Genomic DNA, 20,801 nt, shown 5'->3' with positions numbered 1-20,801 from the left:
TTTATAGATTGATGTATATTAAATTCGATATTTAACTAAAGCCTTGCTCATGAGAGAACAAATTTCCAAACGCTTTCTGGATTTTTGTGTTTGCATTTATCGGCAAGAAAAAATTTTGTGTAAATCATTCAGTGGAAAGCACGTTTACCAACAATTGTTTAGGGCGGGAACTTCAGCAGCGGCAAATTATGAAGAAGCGACATCAGCAGAAAGCAAAAAGGATTTTGTCCATAAAATGCAAGTTGTGTTAAAAGAAATACGAGAAGCCCATTTTTGGATACGTTTTGCAATAAAAGCCAAGATGCTTCCAGCAGAAAATGCTGATACTAAATACCTGTTTTCTGAGAGCAAAGAGCTGCTCAATATCATTGGGAAAGCAGTTTCGACAACTAAGAAAAACATGTCGTAGTATGTCAAATGTGAGATGTGTGATGTGGAATGGAAAATGTTAGATATGAGGGGGAAATTTCAACTTTTTTTACATTTGACATCATCCATTTTCCATCAACCATTTGACATAATAATCCATTTGCCATGATACATTTTCCATCACCCATTTGACATATTATGTGTTTAATCGCTTTAGCATACAAAGTCCATGAAAAATACCCCGTTCTTTTTGCGGCCAATCGCGATGAGTTCTACAAAAGGGAAACGCAGCAGATGCACTGGTGGGAAGATGGGATTTTAGCTGGAAGGGACTTGGAAGCAGGTGGTACTTGGTTTGCCTGCGATAAAAAAGGGCGGTGGGGAGCTGTAACGAATTACCGCAACCTGAAGCTGCACACAAATGATGCCCTGTCGCGGGGTAGATTGATTCCCGATTATCTGAATGGAACAGCGGATGCTGCAACATTTTTGGAAAACCTCAAACCACAATGCGAAAAATACAATCCGTTCAATCTCTTGCTTTTTGACCAAAATGGCTTGTATTACTTCAATAATATCGAAAAGCAAATACAAGAGCTAAAGCCCGGAATTCACACATTGAGCAATGCATTTCTCAATTCCGACTGGCCAAAGAGCAAAAAGGCGGCCATAAAATTTGAATCTCTTATTCAACAGGAAAAAACTGAGCCCGATTCTGTATTTAAAATGCTGCGCGATGAGCAACTGGCTGATAAAAGTGAACTGCCAGATACCGGTGTCGGAATGGAATGGGAGCAAGTACTTTCTTCAATGTTTATCAAAAGTCCCGACTATGGTACACGCTGCAGTACTTTTATGCGCATGGATAATGATCAGAATACAGAAGTTTGGGAACAGACCTATGTGCCCGATACGGATGAGGCACTTAAATATTTTAGTTTTTAGATAGGAAATAGCATTTTCAATTAGTATTCTTATTTTTAGGGCAAACAACAAAATATGAACACAATAGTACTGACTACCGATTTTTCTGAATTTGCACACAATGCCGGGAAATATGCATTGCACCTGGCTCAAAAAATAAAAGCAAATATTAGCCTGTTCCATGCTTATCATGTTCCGGTGATTGATCCTATGACACCGGCTGAGTATTTGAAAGAGTTGTCAGACAGTGTAAAAAAAGACGCTGAGGAAAAGCTTGCTGAGGAAAAGAACAAATTGAAATCCTATGCTAAAAAGATCGGTTATGAAACAGTAGAGATAAATACGGATTCTTCCTTTGGATTTGCGGTAGGTGAAATAATTGCTCATGTCAAAAAGCAAAACCCACGCTTGCTTGTAATGGGCACGCGGCATATGGGCGGACTTGAGAAAGCCATTTTCGGTAGCGTAAACCAGCCTATTTTGGAAAGGGCAGAAGTGCCTGTTTTATTGGTTCCTGGTGATGCGCAGTTTGAAGAAGAAGCACCTAAAATTTTGTACGCTACGGATTTTAAGGAAAAAGATACCGATGCTATCTCTACATTACTGGAATTTGCCGTTTTGCTTGGTAGTGAAGTCCACTGTGTGCACTTCGATCTGGATGGTTTTGTAAATATTGACCGGGCAGATATGGAGGAAATCGAAGCGCGATTCGAAGCCGAGAGAAAAGCCGGGCATATTGATTTTGAAATAGTCAGTGCAGATAACCTGGAAGAAGGCATGGACCAATACATCAAAGACCGGCAGATAGACCTGTTGGCTATGCTGACCAAAAAACGCAGCCTTTTCGAAAAGATATTGGAAAGCAGCAAAACCAAGGCTATGGCCAGCCGAACGGATATCCCCTTGATCGCTTTTCAGAGCGAGTAGTGGATTGAGTGTCTAAAGTAAGTTAAAGTTTGGAGTGCGCTAGAATGCCTACCCGCCTGTCCCAGTCGGGCAAGAAGTTTTTTGTTTTGTGCAGAGAACATTTTTTCCTTTTGAAATTCTTAATCTCAAAACCCTGTCAGGGTTTTTTTAGCCCTGACAGGGTTGGGGCAGTAAATGCGCATCAAATCAATTCAGACAATGACTTGGGCGTGTACAGGCTATCCGCTCTATCTTTTGGTCTATGGGCAAAGTGTTGCAAATGGACTTTGGAAAGAGCTTCCGCTGGTCGCTTTCCCAAAGCCCGCAACACTAATGCCCCTAGCCCAAAAGGATGCCGCTACTATCCCTCACGCAAGTTACGTTTTCAGTAGATGATTGTGTTGATGGAAAATATTTGGGTTGTCTTTTTGGTGATTTATGAAAAAGAGTAACTTTAAAATATAAAATCAACTAAAGGTTTACACATGCCAATGTTAGTTGTGTATGTTTATTAAGGGTAATCCTATTAACAAGTTGTACGCAATTTTGAGGAAAGATACTGCATAATATATACTAGAAATGGAAAACATAATATCAAGACTTAACAGTCAAAATATTGATTACGTTGAATTACCTGAAACGGACTTTGAGAAAATAAGAAATTTGTGGATTGAGAAATTTACAAAAGGATATAAAGCTCCGCATATTGATAGATATTTATGGCACATTTTCAGTTATAATTATGGATTGGCAATTGAAGGTGAAATAGCGGAGATTAAATATAAAAAACAGTACCCATGCGACTTATTGATATTTAATGAAAGATTTAATTTCTGCTTAAAAATAGAAAAGTCAGCAATCCCCGATATTCAAATAGATGATTTTATGGATGATATTTATATTGTTCATGCTAATTATCGTTGGACATATGTGATACCTCATGAGATAGATTCTATGGGGCCATATTTCAAAAAAATCATTGATTGATAATTAAGAAAGGATTAAATATCACCCCATGGTGCGTATTTTCAGCTGAACAAGTGTATAGATGCTTGCCAACACTAAATCTTGTCAGCAATACAATAACAATTAGAAGAATAACTTAATGACGAAAAATAATACCATAGTTTCAGAAATTAGCGCAATACAAGTAAAACTTTTATTTCTTCATTTTAAATCTGTGCGTATTAATGAAGATATTCAAAGGATTAATTCAATACCCTTTTCTAATCCAAAAAAACCGGAAGCAATCATAAAAAAGGGAGAGATTGCATATTGTTTAGTGGATATAATATCTTTGTTTGAAAGTTACAATTCATTGGTGAGCAATATTTATAGTTACAAGAACATATCTAAATATATAGAATCAAATTTAAAATCTAGATTAGGAAAAATTCAAAAAACAACAGCGAAATGGAAACATGTACGAAATAAAATTGGAGGTCATGTTGATATTGAACCAATTCAAGAATTTTGTGAAAACTATAATTATAAAGGCGTATTTATAAGTAATAATTTAGAAGCCGATTTTAAAGGAATATTGATATTACAAATGATTGAATCTGCTATTAATAGCACTTTGAATAAATCAAAACTTTTTGAAAATGAAGTGGTTTTAACAGAACAGCTAGATTTGGGAAGACTTATTGGCAAAATAAAACAAGATTGGGAACCTTGTTTAGATATGTTTGATGATGTTTTCAAATTACTATATAAAATTGGAAAAGGAGATAAATTAAAAGCAATAACTAATCAAGACATTGGAATAATAAAGTTTTAACTGCTAGCTTCCTAAGTTCGCCTCCGCTGTCGCAATTGTAAGCTGGCATTGTGCCTTGGCTTAGTCATCATACCTGCGCGCATTTGCAGTCCAGCTTGTGTATAGCGAATGCGTGCCAGGCCTGCCTCGATTCAAACCTTTCGTTTTTCATAGATGGAGATTCCAGATAAATTTTCTAAGGAAAATTTTCTGGAATGACGGCCATATTTGGGCTGTTTTCCCCTGAACCAAAGTCATACTATGACTATAATCAATAGACTCCTTAGTCATAGTATGACTTTGCTGAAAAATTACAAACCAGCGAAAACCATAAAAACCAGCGTTATCCGTGTTCTATTAGCCTAAATCCTTAATTTTGTGCCTCTATAAAAATTTGAGCATACATGGAAATCCCCAAAACATACAGCCCCAAAGACATTGAAGGAAAATGGTACAAATATTGGCAAGAGCGAGATTTTTTCTCCTCAAAGCCCGATGAGCGCGAGCCTTACACCATCGTGATTCCACCGCCCAATGTTACAGGAGTGCTGCACATGGGCCACATGCTCAACAATACCATTCAGGATGTACTGATCCGCAAGGCGCGTCTTCAAGGGAAAAATGCCTGTTGGGTGCCGGGAACAGATCACGCATCTATTGCTACAGAAGCAAAAGTGGTGGCCAAGCTCAAAGCCGAAGGCATCAACAAATGGGACATCAGCCGGGAGGAATTTCTCAAACACGCCTGGAAATGGACCGACAAACATGGTGGCATCATTCTGCAGCAATTGAAAAGATTGGGCGCTTCCTGCGACTGGAATCGCACAACATTTACCATGGATGAAACCCGCTACGAAAGCGTCATCAAGGTTTTTGTGGACCTTTACAACAAAGGAAAAATTTACAGAGGCTACCGCATGGTCAATTGGGATCCCGAGGCCAAAACCACCGTTTCGGATGAAGAGGTCATCCACAAGGATGTCAGCCAAAAGCTCTACTATTTGCAATACAAAGTGGTGGATTCAAAAGAAACCGTAACCATTGCCACCACCCGTCCCGAAACCATTTTGGGCGATACGGCAGTATGTATCAATCCGAATGACGAACGCTTTCAGCACCTGAAAGGCAAAAAGGTAATCGTGCCTATTGCCAATCGTGAAATCCCCATTATTGAGGACGATTATGTGGACATGGAATTCGGTACCGGCTGCCTGAAAGTTACGCCCGCCCACGATGTGAATGACAAGGAAATTGGCGATCGTCACCAATTGGAGATCATTGATATTTTGCATGAAGATGGTACGCTGAACCATCACGGATTGCACTATGCCGGACAGGATCGTTTTGTGGCTCGAAAAAATATCACAAAGGAACTAGGGGAAATCGGAGCGCTGAGCAAGGAAGAAGATTATCAAACCACAGTGGGAACCAGTGAGCGCACGGGTGCTGTGATTGAGCCGCGCCTTTCCGAGCAATGGTTTTTGGCCATGAAGGAAATCTCAGAACCCGCTCTGAAAGCCGTAATGGACGATGCGGTTCAGTTGATTCCGGGCAAATTCAAGAACACCTATCGCCATTGGATGGAAAATGTGCGCGATTGGAATATTTCGCGTCAATTGTATTGGGGACACCAAATTCCGGCCTGGTATTTTGGCGAGGGAAAAGAAGACTTTGTAGTGGCCGAAAATGAGCAGGATGCCCTAAAATTGGCACAGGAAAAAGCTGGCAATGCGACCCTGAAACTGGAAGATTTAAAACAAGATCCCGATGTTTTGGATACCTGGTTTTCCAGTTGGATTTGGCCATTGAGCGTTTTTGATGGCATTCGCAATCCCGATAATGAAGAGATCAATTATTACTACCCCACGCAAACATTGGTTACTGCGCCCGAAATCCTCTTTTTCTGGGTGGCGCGCATGATCATTGCCGGCTTTGAATACAAAAATGAAAAGCCATTCAGCGATGTGTATCTCACTGGAATTGTGCGCGATAAGCAAGGGCGTAAAATGTCAAAATCACTGGGCAATTCGCCAGACCCCATTGAGCTGATCGAAAAGCACGGAGCAGATGGCGTAAGAGTGGGCATGTTGCTGTGTTCCCCTGCCGGAAACGATTTGCCTTTTGACGAATCGCTATGTGAGCAGGGCAGGAATTTCTCCAATAAAATATGGAATGCACTGCGCTTGATCAAAGGTTTTGAAATCGATGATGCTATCGTAACACCTCAGACTTCTGAGATAGCCATGCAGTGGTTTGAGGAGCGACTGGCAGAGGTCTTGGTTCAGTTGGAAGATCAGTTCAGCCGCTTTAAATTGAGCGAGGCTTTAATGACTCTGTACAAATTGATATGGGATGATTTCTGTTCCTGGTATTTGGAAATGATCAAGCCCGATTATCAAAAGCCCATTGACCGAAAAACCTATGAGCAAAGCATTGTTTTCTTTGAACAATTGATGCAGTTGATCCATCCATTTATGCCATTTGTAAGCGAGGAAATTTGGCATTTGCTAAAAGAAGATAGGGCAGAAGAGGATTGCATTACCGTGAGTTCGTGGCCCGCAGTAAAAGCAAAAAACCCTGCAATATTGAGCGAGGCGGAAACGGCCAAGCAGGTGATTTCAAAAGTGCGTGAAATTCGCAATAAAAATGGTTTGAAGAAACGCGAATTGTTGGATGTATATGCGCAGGCAGAATCTGCTGAAGCCTATGATAATTTCAAACTGCTGATCGAAAGATTGGCCTTTATCAATCCCATCGAATGGGTAGAAGAAGAGAAAAGCGGTTTACAGGCTTTTGTTTTGAAATCCGACAAATTTTATGTGGATTCGGGACAGGAAGTTGATGCAGAAGCAGAACGTGAAAAAATTGAATCGGAGATAAAATACACGCGTGGTTTCTTGAAATCCGTAAAAGGCAAATTGAGCAATGCGCGCTTTGTAAACAATGCCCCCGATGCAGTAGTGGAAAAGGAAAAACAAAAACTGGCCGATGGCGAGGCAAAGTTGAAGGCCCTAGAGGAGAGTTTGGGCAATTTGTAATATTTGCTTAAGTGAAGCAAGCTTTTATTTCCGAAAGCTTAACTTTTCAAGTTCTTTAGCAATCTTTTTTGGGTCTTGGCGATTGTCTGTAAGAGTAATTATCTCAATATCGAGATTTTGAATTCTGTAATAGAAAGAAGTCTGTTTGCTTATTACATTTTTGAAAATTCCTTCAAGCTCAGTTTTCGGACAAGATTTAGGATTTGATTCTATTTTTTGAACATTTTTAGTAAATGTTGCCAAAAACTTTGCTTTGGAATTTATCCCAAATTCTTCTTCAATATAATTTAGAATTTTGACCAGTTTGAATTCAGCAACCGGAGATAAGTATGCTTTGTATTTACTCATGAAACTTTTTTCAAAAAGTCTTCATATGAAATTCTATCTCCTTGATCAAGCATTTTCAAAGCCAATTCAATCTCTTTTTTTTCATAGGGTGTAAGAGATACTCGCTCTTGTTTCGATTCTTTTTTCAAAAGATTGCTGATTTTTTTAATTATATCAGGGTTTTCAAGATTAAGAATCAACTTAGCCAGTTCTATTTTTGAAGATTGGATGTCCATAACTTGAAGATACAAAAAAAGAAATTTCACCGAAATAGGATGCTTGTTATCAAAGAAAAAAAAGAAACTGTCTGATGGATGGCGAGGCAAAGCTGAAGGCCCTAGAGGAGAGTTTGGGGAATTTGTAAAGCTTTGTTCGAATAGAACTTATTTCTTTTGGCTGAAATTTAATGGCTAAAGAAAAAATGTAGGGGCGCACGGCCGTGCGCCCCTACATTTTTTCCTGACCTTCACAGAAAGGAAATTTACAGATACTTTCCTTAATTTATTTTTCTACTTTCCTCATTTTTTACCACCTCAAAACCCTCATTATTAAAAGATTACGGTAATTTTTGTTAAAAATTACTTTTCGGGGGTTTTTCTGTTTTTTTATGCAACTTTTTCGCCTAAAATGAGTCTTTATTAATGAACACTATTTGATAAACTCATTTTAACTATTCGATGAACGAATTTTTTGTTGACATCCATATCCACCCAAATCTAAAGGCGTTTGGAAGCGATCATCCTAAGCCTACCGCAAATCTTTGGGAAAAAATAGAACACAAATACTCAGACAATCGTCTGATGCGATATATCCGCAGGGGTTCAGATATGCTCTACAAATATTCCCAGTCCAATTTTGATGCCTTGATGAAGGGAAACGTAAGGGTGGTGATGCTCTCCATTACCCCATTGGAAAAGGGCTTTCTGAAATTTAGAAATCTCCCTGGATTGGTTTTGAACAAGAAAAATCAATTAGATATCATGGAGCATGTAAGCGGCACGAGTCGCAATTATGTCAAGCATCAGCTCAGCAAAAAATACGATTATTACGATTCCTTTAAAAGGGAGCACAAATATATAGTAGATCAGCAAGGCAAAAGCCCCTGTGGCAAATATGCATTTGAAATTGCCAAAAATTACAAGCACCTACAGAAAATTGTAAAAGATCCCAACAAAATTGCAGTGATCCTTTCAATGGAGGGCGGCTATTCCTTTGGCGTGGGTACGGAAGAATCGGAAGCTAAATCTACCGAAGAACTGAAAAAACTATTGAGCAAGCGGGTAAAGGAAGTAAAGTCCTGGGAATATCCACCTTTTTCCATCAATGTTTGTCACCATTTTTGGAATCAATTGTGCGGGCATTCCAAGAGTCTCAAAGGCACTTCTGATCTCTTGGTCAATCAGAGCAAAGGAGTAAACAAAGGCATGACCGAGTTGGGGCGGCATTTTTTCAGGGAACTGCTTTCCAGGCACAATGGGCCGCGCATCAATATCGATACCAAGCACATGAGCGTTTCATCGCGCAGGGAATATTTTGGTTTTGTGCGCAATTACAATTACCTAAACCCCGATGATAAAATCCCACTGATATGTAGCCATACGGGAGTGAATGGGTACAAAGAGTTGGAAAATTCTGTCTGGAAAAACGATACGCCTCGAAAAGCAAAGAATTCCTATTTTCAAAATTGGAGCATCAATGTGAGCGATGAAGAAGCGCGCATTGTGCACGAATCGGATGGAATTATCGGGATGATATTGGACAAGACCGTATTGGGCGGTGGCGAATTCCACAAAAAATTACAAACAGCCAAAACAGAAGAACGCAAGCAGAAATTGATGCTGAAATTGCTTTGGCGCAGCATTTTCCAAATAGTATCGGCCTGTGATGCCAAAACTGCATGGGATATTATTGCCATTGGTTCCGATTACGATGGAGCCATTTCGCATTTAGACCCTTATTATAGTTCAGAGTGTTTTCCTCAGCTTAAAGAAGATTTGATAAGTTATTTGGAAGAGACTAAATTACATGAAGAACTTTGGCATGGGTACTCGCCCAAGCAATTGGTAGAGAAAATAATGACTAAAAATGCCCTTCGCTTTTACGAGAAATATTTTGTGTAAATAATGAAAATGAACCTGATCCTATGAAAACTGAAGAAAACCAGCAAAAATTATTATTTCCCAAAAACGGAAAAAACCCGGATGAAATCTACAAACTGCTGGACGATGCTGGCGATGCAGATGCCAATTGGCGCAATGGAAAGACCTTTAGCCTGGTATTTTACGGTGGCGATGAACTGAGCAAGGTTTCCCAAAAGGCATTTATGAAATACTATTATGAAAATGGGCTGAACCCCACGGTATTTCCTAGCTTGATGCGTTTTGAAAACGAGGTGGTTGCCATGTCGGCCGATTTGATGAATGGTGATTCGGATGTGGTGGGAAACATGACTTCAGGGGGGACCGAGAGTATTCTGTGTGCCGTGAAAGCTGCCAAGTATTATGCATTGAACAAGAATCCTGATATAAAGCCCGAAATAGTGGTGGCGCAAAGTATTCACCCGGCATTTGACAAAGCAGCGCATTATTTCGGAATTAAAATAAACCACATACCCGTGCGCAAAGACAAGCGCGCTGATGTGAAAGCAATGGAAGCGGCCATCAATAAAAACACCATATTAATTGTAGGTTCCGCCCCTTCTTATCCGCATGGCGTGATCGACCCGATAGAGGAATTGGCTGCCATAGCAAAAAAACACAATATTTTGATGCATGTAGATGCCTGTGTGGGCGGTTATATGTTGCCTTGGGTGGAGCGTTTGGGCTATGCCATCCCAAAATTCGATTTTCGTGTAGATGGCGTTACTTCAATGTCCATGGATTTGCACAAATACGGCTATACGGCCAAGGGCGCTTCCTGTGTTTTGTATAGAAATTCCGAAATCAGGAAAAACCAATATTTCGTTTATTCCGGTTGGAATGGCGGAATCTATGCCTCGCCTTCTATAGCCGGCACACGACCGGGAGGTACCATTGCTGCTGCATGGGCGGTGGTCAACTATTTGGGAGAAGATGGCTATATGCGCATTGCAAAAGAAGTGATGGAATCTGCCGAAAAAATAAAGAAAGCGGTAGATGCTATGGATGGAATTTATGTGATCAGTAATCCTGAAATGAGCTTGCTGGCCATCGGTTCTAATGATATTGATATGATAGAATTGGGAGACGAGCTGCAATTTAAAGGTTGGTATATCGATAAGCAGCAAAACCCAAGCAGCTTGCACTTGACCTTGTCCCAAGGAAATTTGGCCATTGTAGATGAATTTTTGGCAGATTTAAAAGAGGCATTGGCAAAAGCGAAAAAATTCAGTTTGAATAAAATTGCGACCAAGGCCGCTTCCGGATTTGCAAAAGGCGCAGCAAAAGTTTTGTCGGAAGATGCCATGAGCAAATTGACAACTATGCTGCAAAAAGCGGGCGGAAAAGGGCTGCCAAAGCGTTCTGCTCCCATGTATGGCTTGATGGGTTCGCTGCCAAACAAAGGCGATGTGGACGATTTAATCTTGAATATGTTGGATGGTCTGAATAAATTGGATTGATCGCGCAACATTTTTTTGATCGCTGCGTATTAAATAGGGACGACAATAATTTTTCATGATGAACAAGCCCTGGTTTCCTAAATCAGGGCTTTTTTTGTAACCCCTATTGTATTGGGCAGCGGAAAAATCGTGAAGGAATAAGCTGATAATGTATTGATTGTGGTTAAAAAATGCTAAAATTCAATTCTAGTAAAAGTTTTTGCAACAATTTTCAGCTTAAAGCGTATTTAATACTGACGACAACAATTTTTCATGATGATCAAGCCTCGACTTTAATAGAGTCGGGGCTTGTTTTTTTGTATCTTTCTTGCATTACTTAGCGCTCAAAGTTATATTCTCCTTAAATTTCAGGGGATTTAAATTAGTCCAATAAAGTCAATTTTCAAATGAACAAAAAAATAGAGGTGCTCTACGAAGACAATCATCTAATTGCGGTAAACAAACCTGCCGGATTATTGTCGCAGCCCAATGATGGAGATACTTCAGAATCCATAGCCGATCAGGTTAAGGAATATATCAGAAAGAAATACAAAAAACCTGGAGATGTTTTTCTGGGAACCATCCACCGGCTTGACAGGCCTGTTTCAGGTGTTTTGCTTTTTGCCAGAACCAGCAAAGGTCTGGCGCGCATGAATGAACTTTTTAAAAAACGGGAGGTAGATAAAACCTACTGGGCTATTGTAAAGGGAATTCCAGGAGAAACAGAAGGACAGCTCACGCATTTTTTATTGCGCAATGAAAAAAATAAAAGGACCCATGCGTTCAATAAGCAGAAAAACAATGCATTGGAATCGGTATTGGATTATAAACTGCTTAAAGTTATTTCCAAAAAAAGTTGGTTGGAAGTAAAGCCACATACCGGACGCTCACATCAAATCAGGGCGCAACTGAGTGCCATCGGAAATCCTGTTGTAGGAGATTTAAAATACGATTACAACAAAGCCAATCCCGACAAATCGATCTGTTTGCATGCCAGGAAACTTGAGTTTGTACACCCCATTAAAAAAGAAAAGATATCTATTACAGCACCCACCCCAAAATTGCCCATTTGGTTGGAGCTAAAAAAGGATTATTGAACACCATTAACAATTTTGAAGGCCTGCTCGTAAGTTCCAAAATGTACCTGTTTGAGTACTACAAAATTCGGGTTGCTTTCGAGCACATCGGTACATTCCAAAAGCCGCTCTAAAAGAAAGGAACTGGAGTTTACCTGCTCATAATTGGAGGGTATTTCATTCTGCGCAACAACAATATCAAGGTAATGATGCATCATGTAGAAGGTTTTTAGCTCCGCCCCCGATTCAACCGAGCAAGTAATGTCAGCAGGAGTACTGTGGTTTTGCTGACTTTGCAATATGTAATTTCCCAAAGAATGATTCCATTTTTGACCTTCGGTTTCCTGCGTATTAAATACGATCAAGCGCTCATTGTTATAAACCATTCTGCCCAAAACCGGCCATTTATTTCCTTCAGTATGGGTATATAAATATTCTGTGAGTTGTGTTTTTTCCAATGCATCTATCAATAAATCCACAGGGGCATCTCCATCAATAAAAAGCACCAAAACCTCATTGCTGTTTTCTTGCATAAAACTTTTGATTTCTTTTAAAACTGAGATCAGCTGCCATTTTTCTGTGGCTGTAGGGTAATCTTTTAAAACCAGGCTTAGATATGCTTCGTCATTATTGAACTGCGGATTGTCTTGTTCATAAACATTCAGCATTAAGCCCCTGACACCAGCTTGTAATTGTGCTGTAACAGAAATTTGTTGAGCGGCATTGCTTGGGCCTCCACATTGGCTGCAATTGTATGAATTATAACTTACAGGCAGCACAATGCTGCTAAATGTTTTTTCGCAAAGCTTAGGGTATCCGTTGCAAGCCTCATCTGCTCCAAGCGGATTGCTTTGGGCAAACTCATTGTTCTGCTCGTCCAAATTATTGCGTTCGCCTTTAAAATCGTCCTTTTTACAGGCTGTGAAAGTGATTGAAAAAAGCAAAGCACTAAAAAAGGCTTTTGTAAAAATATTTTCGATGTGCATGGTTTTGATTGAACACTAATAAGATAGCGATCATTCAATTATAGTTGCACAGTGTCAAAATATTCTTGTACCAGGTTGATCTATAATCGGTTGGAAAAAATAAAACGGCAAAAATGCAATGGTTTATCCAATAAATTTATCGTAAGTGTTCAAATGTTTTGCGCATCTCATATCCATTTTTGTTCATAAAAATGTGCTTTACTACACTTTTTCGTTCCTAAAAATGTTAAACTGTACACTTTTTCGTTCTTAAAAGTGTATTATTGTTGTTGAGAAAATGTTTAAAGGTATATGAAAAGAACAGTCTTAAAGAAATTAGAAAAGTGGAAAGTTTCGAAAAACAGAAAACCACTGATTCTGCAGGGGGCAAGACAAGTTGGTAAAACTTGGCTTATAAAGGAATTTGGTAATGCTGAATTTGATCAGGTTGTATATCTTAATTTTGAAAGCAGTGAGAGAATAAAAGATGTTTTTACTACTGATTTTAATATAGAACGAATTATTGCGGTTTTTGAAATTGAAACCAATGTGAAAATCGATCCCGATAACAGCTTAATAATATTGGATGAGGTGCAAGAGGCCGAAAAGGGATTGACTGCTTTGAAATATTTTTATGAGCAAGCCCCTCAATACTACATCATAGCAGCAGGTTCCTTACTTGGTGTTTCCTTGCAGAATAAGAATTCATTTCCGGTCGGAAAGGTGGATTTTTTAGAAATGTATCCAATGAGTTTCTTTGAATTTTTGGAGAATAACGATGAAGCTCAACTGCTCAAGGAATTGAAAAATAAAAATTGGTCTGTTTTACAAAGCTTTCACAATAAGCTGGTAGAACTCTTGAGGTTGTATTATTTCATTGGAGGCATGCCCGAGGCCGTACAGAGCTATATAAATGACAAGGATTTAGATGAAGTGCGGAGTATTCAAAAAAAAATAATTTTAGGTTATGAAAATGATTTTGCAAAGCATGCTCCTTATGAAATTGTGCCAAGAATCCGTTTGGTTTGGCAGTCGTTAATTGGACAACTTGCTAAAGAAAACAAGAAATTCATTTATGGGCAGATAAAAAAAGGCTCCAGGGTCAAGGATTTTGAATCAGCCATAAATTGGTTGGTCAACGCAGGGGTAGTTTTAAAAGTTAGTCGGGTAAATCAGCCAGCCATGCCCCTTAATGCCTATGCTGATTTTGATGCCTTTAAGTTATTTTTGGTAGATATTGGTTTGCTGAATGCCATGGCAAATTTGAATTCAAAAATATTGCTGGAAAAAAACAGGATTCTAAAAGAGTACAAAGGAGCATTAACCGAACAGTATGTCTGCCAGCAATTAATAACAGCTCACGAATTGTATTATTGGGTTGCTTCCAATGCTAAAGCCGAAATAGATTTTTTGGTCCAGCATGAAAATGAAATCATCCCAATAGAGGTAAAGGCCGAAGAAAACCTAAAATCAAAAAGCCTGAAATCGTATGTACAAAAATATACACCAGGCTCAGTTGTAAGAACATCTATGAATAAATACAGGCAGGAAGATTGGCTGACAAATTTACCTTTATATGCTATCGAAACAATAAACGACTTGTAAAATTAAATCCAATTACTCCTGCACCAAACTCGCCAGAAGTGTATTGAGGAAAGTTTGAATCAATGAAAAAGCTATGGCCCACCATATCGAATCTACTGTGAATTCATCGAGCATCCAATGTGCCAGCATAATCACAAAGCCATTGATAAAAAGTAGAAATATACCCAATGTAAAAACCGTAAGTGGAATGGTAAATACAACCAAGACAGGTTTCAAAAAAGTATTGAGCAATGCCAGGATCAGTGCAACGATTATAGCTGCTAAAAAACCGGTGACGTGGATGCCGGGCAGCAATAAGGCAGACAAATAGACGGCCACTGCTGAAATTAATAGTTTGATGATAAATGCCATGTGCTTTTGGTGTTTTGGGTTTGGAAATAATACATCTGAATGTACAAAATTTTAATGTCAAGTATCTATATTCATTTTCAAATCAATTAATCTTCATCCGGTATTTCCCACATATCGCCCCACAAGCTTTGTCCGCCATCCAGGTACACGGTTTGCCCGGTCATGAATTCTGAAAAAGGAGAAGCCATAAATAATGCCAGGTAAGCCACTTCCTGAATTTCGCCCAGGCGTTTCAAAGGGATTTTAGAACTAATGCCTTTCAGAAAATCAGGGGGATATTGTTCCAGGCCAGTGGATTGGATAATGCCAGGAGCAATGGCATTTACGCGGATTTTGTAGCGTGCCCATTCCACAGCCAGTGTTTTGCTGAGGTTATCTACCCCTGCACGAGCAGCACCGGTATGCGCCATGCCGGGAAATCCCCTGAAAATATTGGCGATAATATTGACGATTTTCCCTGATTTATTTGGAATAAAAAAGGCATTGGCAAATTGTTGGCTCATAAAAAAAGTACCGTTCAAATTGGTATTGATCACTGCATTCCATCCATTGGGGCTGATGCTTTCGGCAGGGGAGGGAAATTGCCCACCCGCATTGTTGATCAAAATATCTACCTGCCAATTTTTTTCTTTTATTTTATCGATTACGCCCTCTATAGCTTCTGGCTGGCGAATATCCAATTGAAAAGCGTGGCATTCTCCATAGGTTGAAAGTTCATCGCGGGTTTTATTCACTCTTTCTTGTTTCCTGGAGGCAATGATTACGCGTGCTCCGGAAATCAGGAATTGATGGGCTATGGATTTTCCAATGCCACTGCCGCCACCACTTACAAATACGGTTTTGCCCTTAAAAGTATCTTTTGAAAATATAGGGTTCATAGAAAAGTATGATAATGTTATTTATTTTAGTGGAAAAATAATGGAATTTTAGGGAATTCTGAAAATACAGCGCATTGTGTACAATAATAATCTGATTTAGGAATTCTATTTTATATGTATTGAATTAGCTTTTAAGCTTAGTAATAATCTATGTTTCAGAAACTTGGTAAATCATTGTGGTTTTTTGTTGGCGTATTGATGCTCTTAGGCTCCTGTGCAAAAGAGGAAAAGAAGGAAGTTTATGAGGATTTGATCCTTAAGGGAAACCCTGTTCCTTCATACAGTGGTGTGACGGGCTTGCAGATCAAAAACTATATCAATAAAACAAAAATTGACCTGTTAGGTGAACAGCCCACAGAAGCGGAATTTTCGCAATGGATGGATTTTCTGATAGAAGAAGAATTGTCCGACAGCAGCAGGGCGGTAATGGCCGCAAATTTTATGGGCGATATGCGTTACTACGATCGTTTTTTTGAATGGAACAGTGCCAATATGCTGGAAGCAATAAATTACGCTATTATTGACACCCAGATTTCTGAATTAGAATACGTCATTTATTTACAATATGCAAACGGAGATACCCTGGAAGCCCAATTGCTTGAAAAAGAGAACATCAAACTGCAACTTTTGCGCGATGCAGCAGCAGAACTTAGAAATGAAAATATTGATGTATCAGAATTTTATACACGCATGGTCAACAATGATTTTTATGACGAGATCAATATGGGTACAGAAAATTTTGTGATCGCCACATTTGAAAACCTTGCCGGGAGACTTCCTACACAATATGAATTGCAAAACGGAAAAGCTATGGTTGATGGTGACCTTGCAATACTGTTTTTAGAAAATGGCAATACCAAAGATGATTTCATGGAAATTTTTATGCATAGTGAAGCATTTTATCAGGGTATTGTGCAATTGCAATTTGATTTTTTATTGGCGAGAAATGCAAATGCCTCAGAATTAGAAACACTATTGCCGATATTGAAGGATCAGGGCGATATCCGTCCGGTACAAACTTTTATTTTAAGCACTGATGAATATGCAGGATTTGAATAAAATATTCAGAAATAGCCTTTTGTTCTTGTTTTTGGCACTTTTACTTTTGCCTTCCTGCAAGAAAAAAGTAATAGAAAATGTCAATTACGAAAACACTGTTTTTGAACTCGATACATTGAATCTGTATGAAAGCAGTGCAAATAAAAACAAGCAAAAGAGCAGTCCCCAATACATTTCAATTCTCTATCGCGATCTTTTTTCTACCGGTATTTCAGGAAACAATCTGAATGAACTTTCAGTGCTTTTTACTGCACAGGGCGACAAACAAATGGCTACTGAGCTGTTGCTGAGCAGCTACATGAATATGCCCAGTGTATTGATTCCCACCGAGCAGTTGATGCGCCAGGATGTGGAGGCTTTTGTAGAAGAAACCTATATCCGCTTTTTATTGAGAAAGCCTACAGCTTATGAAAAAGAATACATGGTCAGCCTGATTGAAGATGATTCGGAAATGACCCCTGAATTGATTTATATGGGATTTGTATTGTCCAATGAGTATCAATTTTATTAAGATATGATTAAGAGAAGAAATTTCATAAAAAAAGCATCAATTGCTACCGCAGGAACGCTAATGTTACCCTATATTTTGCCCAGCGGAAGATTGTTTGCTGCTACCGGAAATCGTCTGGCCAATCATGTGGTGTTTGTGCTTTTTGGCGGAGGAATTCGCAATCAGGAATCGGTAGAGCAGGCTTATCTTGCACACCAGGGATTGCCTACACAGGGCAATGTGATGGAAAATATGCTCAACGGGGCAGCGCCTTCTTCCAACCAGGTTTATACCAGGTGGAATCCTGTGTTGAATACTACACTTTCGCAACAGGGAACTTTATTTCCGGAGTTACGCTACAAATCAGGTCCAACGGGACACTACAATGGACATACCGTAGCCATGACGGGCAACTATACCGAAACCGGCCTGAACCTGAATGTCAATCCACAGTATCCCACACTTTTTGAATATTACAGAAAGCATTCAGATCCTGCAAAAAGCGCTTTGAATGCCTGGTGGCTGTCAGAGGGTTTGGGGCCTTATCCATCTTTGAATTATAGCCGGCATCCGGAATATGGCGCGCAATACGGAGCCAATTACCTGCATGCAGGCACTACCTTCAGCGGGGTCGGGACCAATTTTGCCAATGCAAAATCCTACCAGCCCGATGATGTAGAGCGCATTTATAAAGTGAAATCTTTTTTGGATAAAAACTTTGATAAAAATGCTGCCGGAATTCAGGGTGTTAGCAATAGCTTGGAAGACCGCGAAAAAATCAAAAACTTTATCAATGGTATTTTCGACCAAAGCATTCAGGTTGATTATCCAACGCCTGGCAATTTAAGCAATGGGCTCACAGGTGACCTGATCAATATTATGGCTTCCTGGTTGGTACTGCGGGAATTTGCATCTGAATTGACAGTGATCAATACATTCAATCTGGATATTTGCCACAGCAATTTTTCACAATACCTTAATTTCTTGCACAAAGCAGATTATGGTGTGGGTTGGTTGTGGGATAAAATCCAGTCGCATCCCAAAATGGCCAATGATACCATTATGATTTGTATGCCTGAACATGGCAGAAATCTCGACTCGAACAGTATTTATGATGACAATGGTTTGCGTGCATATGATCATACAAGCGATGAGAACTCCAGAAGACTTTTTGCATTGATAGCCGGTCCTCCCGGAGTGGTCAAACAGAATAATATTGTTGGCAGTACTGCAAATCCAGTTGGAGAAAGCGTAGATATTGTGCCTACTATTGCGCATATTCTCGGTTTTGACAATGCTGTTCCGGGCGGTTTGCTCCAGGGAAGGGTTTTAAATGAAGCATTCTTATGATAAAAAACAGCTTAAAATATGCGATGGCATTTCTACTGCTTTGTGTTTTGACACAATGCGGCAAAGAAGAAGTGGAGCGTATAGAACCCGATGTTGAGGTAAATAATCCCTATGATGCGGTTGATCCCAACTCCGATTTACCGGAAGAGTTGGACTTGGACTCTGCTTCAATTTTAGGATTGCACACTTATATTTTCTCTCTGAAATGTGCCATTCCTGCCTGTCATGATGGAAGTTTTGAACCCGATTTCAGAACCGTGAGCAGCAGTTATAACAGTTTGGTATTGCATCCTGTATTGAAAAATGATGCCCAACAAAGTTTTTCGGTTCGGGTAAACCCTGGCGATAGTACTTCTTCCTGGCTCTATGAGCGCATTACCACTGATGACCCTGTACTGGGGCGAATGCCGCTGTATGATGTGTTGGGGCAAAAAGAAATAAAAACCATTGCCAAATGGATTCAGCAGGGGGCAAAAAATATTGAGGGCAGTGTGCCACAATGGCCTGCCTACAAGACCAATGCTTTTGGTTATTTGGCCTATTTGCCCGATCAGGCAAATTACAGGGTAGATACCATCCGTTATAAGGAGGTGCAAGTTTATCCTTTTTATGTGCCACAGGGTGAAAATCTAAAATTTTATGCCGGCCTCTATAATTTAAGTCCTGAGGGGGATTTTGAAGCCCCGCTAAATCTTACAGAGGCAAAAATGCTTTTTTCTGTAAATGATCCTTATCTTTTTAACAATGCAAGCAGTCTCAATCTTAACTTTTCCTTCACCCCTTTTATGGGGCCCTATTTTTTAAATGAGACGCTTGAGCTGCCCTATTTTTATGACCTGACAATCAACACATCACAGTTTGACAAGGGAGATATTGTTTATTTCAGGATTCAGGCTAAAAATGCGCAACAGAACGGACTTTCTACCATTCCGAGCAAAAATGCCCCCGGGTATTATGCGCCACTTTATTCATTTATAGTTTATTGATGATGTACAGAATCTTTGTGTTTTTTTTGATCCTATTTGTTTTGCAATCCTGCGGGAAAGAGCCCGATGACAATGAAAATCCTAAAGGGGAAATACCCGAAACACCCTATATTGAACTACAGGATTTTAATCCCAAAAGCATTCAGCAGTTTGACTCAGTGGTTTTTACTATTTTTTACCAGGATGGCGATGGCGACCTGGGTTTTCAGTCTGGCGACTCATTGTCTTTGTGGATTACTGATGAGCGTTTTCCGCTGGAACAGGGATTTCATATCCCGCCCCTTTCACCGGTAGATACAGCCATCAGCATTCAGGGTACATTTCAGGTGACCTTGAAAAATGTGATTTTGGAGAATCAATCAGTCTCGGAAGAAAAGGCCACCTTTGCCATAAAAATAAAAGACAGGGCGGGCAACTGGAGCAATGAAGTTAAAAGCGGTGAATTGACGATAAAAAAATAAGCCATGTATTTCTCATTTTTATTGATCAGTATTGTTGTTTTTTTTCAAGCGGAAAACCTTTTTGCCCAGGATGAAAAAGCAGATCAAATGAAAGCAATCGATTATTATTCAGAATTGCCGGCAGCACCTGAAAAATACACGCCCGAAAATGTTGCTGCCAGAATGATTGACGCATTGGGTTTTCGTTATTATTGGGCTACGGAAGGATTGCGGAGTGAAGATATGGATTACCGCCCAACGCCCGAAGCCCGCTCAACTTCCGAAACACTTGAGCATATTTACGAGCTTGTTGTAGTGATTAAAAACACAGCAGAAAAAACACCTACAGACCGGGCTGTTGAATCGCCTGAAATGACTTTTGATGAAATGCGAAACCGGACGCTTCAAAATTTAAAATTGGCAAGTGACCTTTTGAAAGCCAGCCAGGCAGGTAGCCTGGAAGATTTTTCCGTTCAATTCAAAAAAGGGGAGGAGATTACGGAAAAACCCTTTTGGAACCTCATTAATGGGATGCTCACTGATGCCATTGGCCATACCGGGCAGATAGTATCCTTTCGCAGGACTTCGGGCAATCCCGTATTAAAAAAGATCAGTTATTTTTCGGGGGTGGTGCGGGAGTGAGTAAGTTGGGTATGTTATATTTTTATATGTTATTGGAAAGAAACTCAAAACAATTAGCA

At 39.6% G+C, this 20,801-nt stretch carries 21 protein-coding genes; 16 read left to right on the top strand and 5 right to left on the bottom strand.

The window, feature by feature from the left end; genetic code table 11:
* Positions 1–49 precede the first annotated feature (49 nt).
* From WD048_01125 to WD048_01100, 6 genes are all read left to right on the top strand, one after another.
* Positions 50–409: a four helix bundle protein gene (locus WD048_01125; GenBank protein ID MEX0810785.1), complete on the top strand. Its 360-nt coding sequence runs from the start codon at positions 50–52 to the stop codon at positions 407–409.
* Positions 410–567: 158 nt separating this feature from the next.
* On the top strand, positions 568–1,314 hold the full coding sequence (locus tag WD048_01120; GenBank protein ID MEX0810784.1) for an NRDE family protein: 747 nt from the start codon (positions 568–570) through the stop codon (positions 1,312–1,314).
* A gap of 54 nt (positions 1,315–1,368) precedes the next feature.
* Positions 1,369–2,220 (top strand): universal stress protein, encoded by an 852-nt coding sequence (locus WD048_01115; GenBank protein ID MEX0810783.1) that lies wholly within the window; start codon positions 1,369–1,371, stop codon positions 2,218–2,220.
* A 558-nt stretch (positions 2,221–2,778) separates the two neighbouring features.
* Positions 2,779–3,186 (top strand): DUF4275 family protein, encoded by a 408-nt coding sequence (locus WD048_01110; protein ID MEX0810782.1) that lies wholly within the window; start codon positions 2,779–2,781, stop codon positions 3,184–3,186.
* A 118-nt stretch (positions 3,187–3,304) separates the two neighbouring features.
* Positions 3,305–3,979, top strand: coding sequence for a hypothetical protein (locus tag WD048_01105; GenBank protein ID MEX0810781.1), 675 nt, complete (start codon positions 3,305–3,307; stop codon positions 3,977–3,979).
* 383 nt (positions 3,980–4,362) lie between these two features.
* A complete protein-coding gene (locus WD048_01100; GenBank protein ID MEX0810780.1) occupies positions 4,363–6,996 on the top strand; it encodes a valine--tRNA ligase in 2,634 nt (877 codons plus the stop codon).
* 24 nt (positions 6,997–7,020) lie between these two features.
* On the opposite strand, the gene WD048_01095 is transcribed toward WD048_01100, so the two are convergent.
* Positions 7,021–7,344 carry a hypothetical protein gene (locus WD048_01095; GenBank protein ID MEX0810779.1) on the bottom strand — a complete coding sequence of 108 codons (324 nt, stop codon included), beginning with the start codon at positions 7,342–7,344 and terminating at the stop codon, positions 7,021–7,023.
* The gene (locus WD048_01090) at positions 7,341–7,559 is read right to left on the bottom strand and encodes a hypothetical protein (GenBank protein MEX0810778.1); all 219 of its coding nucleotides are present in this window, start codon (positions 7,557–7,559) and stop codon (positions 7,341–7,343) included. The genes WD048_01095 and WD048_01090 overlap by 4 nt, the downstream gene beginning before the upstream one ends.
* Positions 7,560–8,000: 441 nt before the next feature.
* On the opposite strand from WD048_01090, the gene WD048_01085 reads away from it, so the two are divergent.
* The 3 genes from WD048_01085 (at position 8,001) to WD048_01075 (ending at position 11,997) form a co-directional block, all read left to right on the top strand.
* Positions 8,001–9,443 (top strand): membrane dipeptidase, encoded by a 1,443-nt coding sequence (locus tag WD048_01085; GenBank protein MEX0810777.1) that lies wholly within the window; start codon positions 8,001–8,003, stop codon positions 9,441–9,443.
* A 23-nt stretch (positions 9,444–9,466) separates the two neighbouring features.
* Positions 9,467–10,921, top strand: a complete 1,455-nt coding sequence (locus WD048_01080) for an aspartate aminotransferase family protein (protein ID MEX0810776.1) — start codon at positions 9,467–9,469, stop codon at positions 10,919–10,921.
* 386 nt (positions 10,922–11,307) lie between these two features.
* A complete protein-coding gene (locus WD048_01075) occupies positions 11,308–11,997 on the top strand; it encodes an RluA family pseudouridine synthase (protein ID MEX0810775.1) in 690 nt (229 codons plus the stop codon).
* Here the strand turns inward: WD048_01075 and WD048_01070 are convergent.
* Positions 11,991–12,962, bottom strand: coding sequence for a hypothetical protein (locus tag WD048_01070; GenBank protein MEX0810774.1), 972 nt, complete (start codon positions 12,960–12,962; stop codon positions 11,991–11,993). The genes WD048_01075 and WD048_01070 overlap by 7 nt on opposite strands.
* 291 nt (positions 12,963–13,253) lie before the next feature.
* Here WD048_01070 and WD048_01065 point away from each other — a divergent pair, with 291 nt between their 5' ends.
* Positions 13,254–14,546, top strand: a complete 1,293-nt coding sequence (locus WD048_01065; GenBank protein MEX0810773.1) for an ATP-binding protein — start codon at positions 13,254–13,256, stop codon at positions 14,544–14,546.
* A 12-nt stretch (positions 14,547–14,558) separates the two neighbouring features.
* Here the strand turns inward: WD048_01065 and WD048_01060 are convergent, their stop codons facing one another.
* Both WD048_01060 and WD048_01055 read right to left on the bottom strand, forming a co-directional pair.
* Positions 14,559–14,897 carry a phage holin family protein gene (locus WD048_01060; protein MEX0810772.1) on the bottom strand — a complete coding sequence of 113 codons (339 nt, stop codon included), beginning with the start codon at positions 14,895–14,897 and terminating at the stop codon, positions 14,559–14,561.
* A gap of 86 nt (positions 14,898–14,983) precedes the next feature.
* Positions 14,984–15,775, bottom strand: coding sequence for an SDR family oxidoreductase (locus tag WD048_01055; protein ID MEX0810771.1), 792 nt, complete (start codon positions 15,773–15,775; stop codon positions 14,984–14,986).
* 150 nt (positions 15,776–15,925) lie between these two features.
* Between WD048_01055 and WD048_01050 the strand changes: the two genes are divergently transcribed.
* Genes WD048_01050 through WD048_01025 form a run of 6 tightly spaced genes read left to right on the top strand, consistent with a single transcriptional unit; the run spans position 15,926 to position 20,742 of the window.
* A complete protein-coding gene (locus WD048_01050) occupies positions 15,926–16,834 on the top strand; it encodes a hypothetical protein (protein ID MEX0810770.1) in 909 nt (302 codons plus the stop codon).
* The gene (locus WD048_01045) at positions 16,818–17,345 is read left to right on the top strand and encodes a hypothetical protein (protein ID MEX0810769.1); all 528 of its coding nucleotides are present in this window, start codon (positions 16,818–16,820) and stop codon (positions 17,343–17,345) included. Before WD048_01050 ends, WD048_01045 begins: the two co-directional genes overlap by 17 nt.
* Positions 17,346–17,348: 3 nt before the next feature.
* Entirely contained in the window at positions 17,349–18,674 is a 1,326-nt protein-coding gene (locus tag WD048_01040) for a hypothetical protein (protein ID MEX0810768.1), read from the top strand.
* A 23-nt stretch (positions 18,675–18,697) separates the two neighbouring features.
* Complete coding sequence (locus WD048_01035) at positions 18,698–19,660, top strand: hypothetical protein (GenBank protein MEX0810767.1); 963 nt, start codon at positions 18,698–18,700, stop codon at positions 19,658–19,660.
* Positions 19,660–20,121 carry a hypothetical protein gene (locus WD048_01030; protein MEX0810766.1) on the top strand — a complete coding sequence of 154 codons (462 nt, stop codon included), beginning with the start codon at positions 19,660–19,662 and terminating at the stop codon, positions 20,119–20,121. Before WD048_01035 ends, WD048_01030 begins: the two co-directional genes overlap by 1 nt.
* Positions 20,122–20,124: 3 nt before the next feature.
* On the top strand, positions 20,125–20,742 hold the full coding sequence (locus WD048_01025) for a hypothetical protein (protein MEX0810765.1): 618 nt from the start codon (positions 20,125–20,127) through the stop codon (positions 20,740–20,742).
* The last annotated feature ends 59 nt before the right edge of the window (positions 20,743–20,801 follow it).

This window comes from Chitinophagales bacterium, assembly GCA_040877935.1.
GTDB lineage: Bacteria > Bacteroidota > Bacteroidia > Chitinophagales > CAIOSU01 > JBBDNB01.
The sequence above is the reverse complement of the archived record's forward strand: the minus strand, read 5'-3'. Positions and strand labels throughout refer to the sequence as shown.

Bases quoted from the DNA above. Each gene is read 5' to 3' on its own strand.
- WD048_01125 (MEX0810785.1), top strand. From the start codon at position 50: ATGAGAGAACAAATTTCCAAACGCTTTCTGGATTTTTGTGTTTGCATT.
- WD048_01025 (MEX0810765.1), top strand. From the start codon at position 20,125: ATGTATTTCTCATTTTTATTGATCAGTATTGTTGTTTTTTTTCAAGCG.
- WD048_01030 (MEX0810766.1), top strand. From the start codon at position 19,660: ATGATGTACAGAATCTTTGTGTTTTTTTTGATCCTATTTGTTTTGCAA.
- WD048_01075 (MEX0810775.1), top strand. From the start codon at position 11,308: ATGAACAAAAAAATAGAGGTGCTCTACGAAGACAATCATCTAATTGCG.
- WD048_01055 (MEX0810771.1), bottom strand. From the start codon at position 15,775: ATGAACCCTATATTTTCAAAAGATACTTTTAAGGGCAAAACCGTATTT.
- WD048_01085 (MEX0810777.1), top strand. From the start codon at position 8,001: ATGAACGAATTTTTTGTTGACATCCATATCCACCCAAATCTAAAGGCG.
- WD048_01090 (MEX0810778.1), bottom strand. From the start codon at position 7,559: ATGGACATCCAATCTTCAAAAATAGAACTGGCTAAGTTGATTCTTAAT.
- WD048_01035 (MEX0810767.1), top strand. From the start codon at position 18,698: ATGGCATTTCTACTGCTTTGTGTTTTGACACAATGCGGCAAAGAAGAA.
- WD048_01065 (MEX0810773.1), top strand. From the start codon at position 13,254: ATGAAAAGAACAGTCTTAAAGAAATTAGAAAAGTGGAAAGTTTCGAAA.
- WD048_01120 (MEX0810784.1), top strand. From the start codon at position 568: ATGTGTTTAATCGCTTTAGCATACAAAGTCCATGAAAAATACCCCGTT.
- WD048_01100 (MEX0810780.1), top strand. From the start codon at position 4,363: ATGGAAATCCCCAAAACATACAGCCCCAAAGACATTGAAGGAAAATGG.
- WD048_01060 (MEX0810772.1), bottom strand. From the start codon at position 14,897: ATGGCATTTATCATCAAACTATTAATTTCAGCAGTGGCCGTCTATTTG.
- WD048_01040 (MEX0810768.1), top strand. From the start codon at position 17,349: ATGATTAAGAGAAGAAATTTCATAAAAAAAGCATCAATTGCTACCGCA.
- WD048_01115 (MEX0810783.1), top strand. From the start codon at position 1,369: ATGAACACAATAGTACTGACTACCGATTTTTCTGAATTTGCACACAAT.
- WD048_01045 (MEX0810769.1), top strand. From the start codon at position 16,818: ATGCAGGATTTGAATAAAATATTCAGAAATAGCCTTTTGTTCTTGTTT.
- WD048_01110 (MEX0810782.1), top strand. From the start codon at position 2,779: ATGGAAAACATAATATCAAGACTTAACAGTCAAAATATTGATTACGTT.
- WD048_01080 (MEX0810776.1), top strand. From the start codon at position 9,467: ATGAAAACTGAAGAAAACCAGCAAAAATTATTATTTCCCAAAAACGGA.
- WD048_01070 (MEX0810774.1), bottom strand. From the start codon at position 12,962: ATGCACATCGAAAATATTTTTACAAAAGCCTTTTTTAGTGCTTTGCTT.
- WD048_01050 (MEX0810770.1), top strand. From the start codon at position 15,926: ATGTTTCAGAAACTTGGTAAATCATTGTGGTTTTTTGTTGGCGTATTG.
- WD048_01095 (MEX0810779.1), bottom strand. From the start codon at position 7,344: ATGAGTAAATACAAAGCATACTTATCTCCGGTTGCTGAATTCAAACTG.
- WD048_01105 (MEX0810781.1), top strand. From the start codon at position 3,305: ATGACGAAAAATAATACCATAGTTTCAGAAATTAGCGCAATACAAGTA.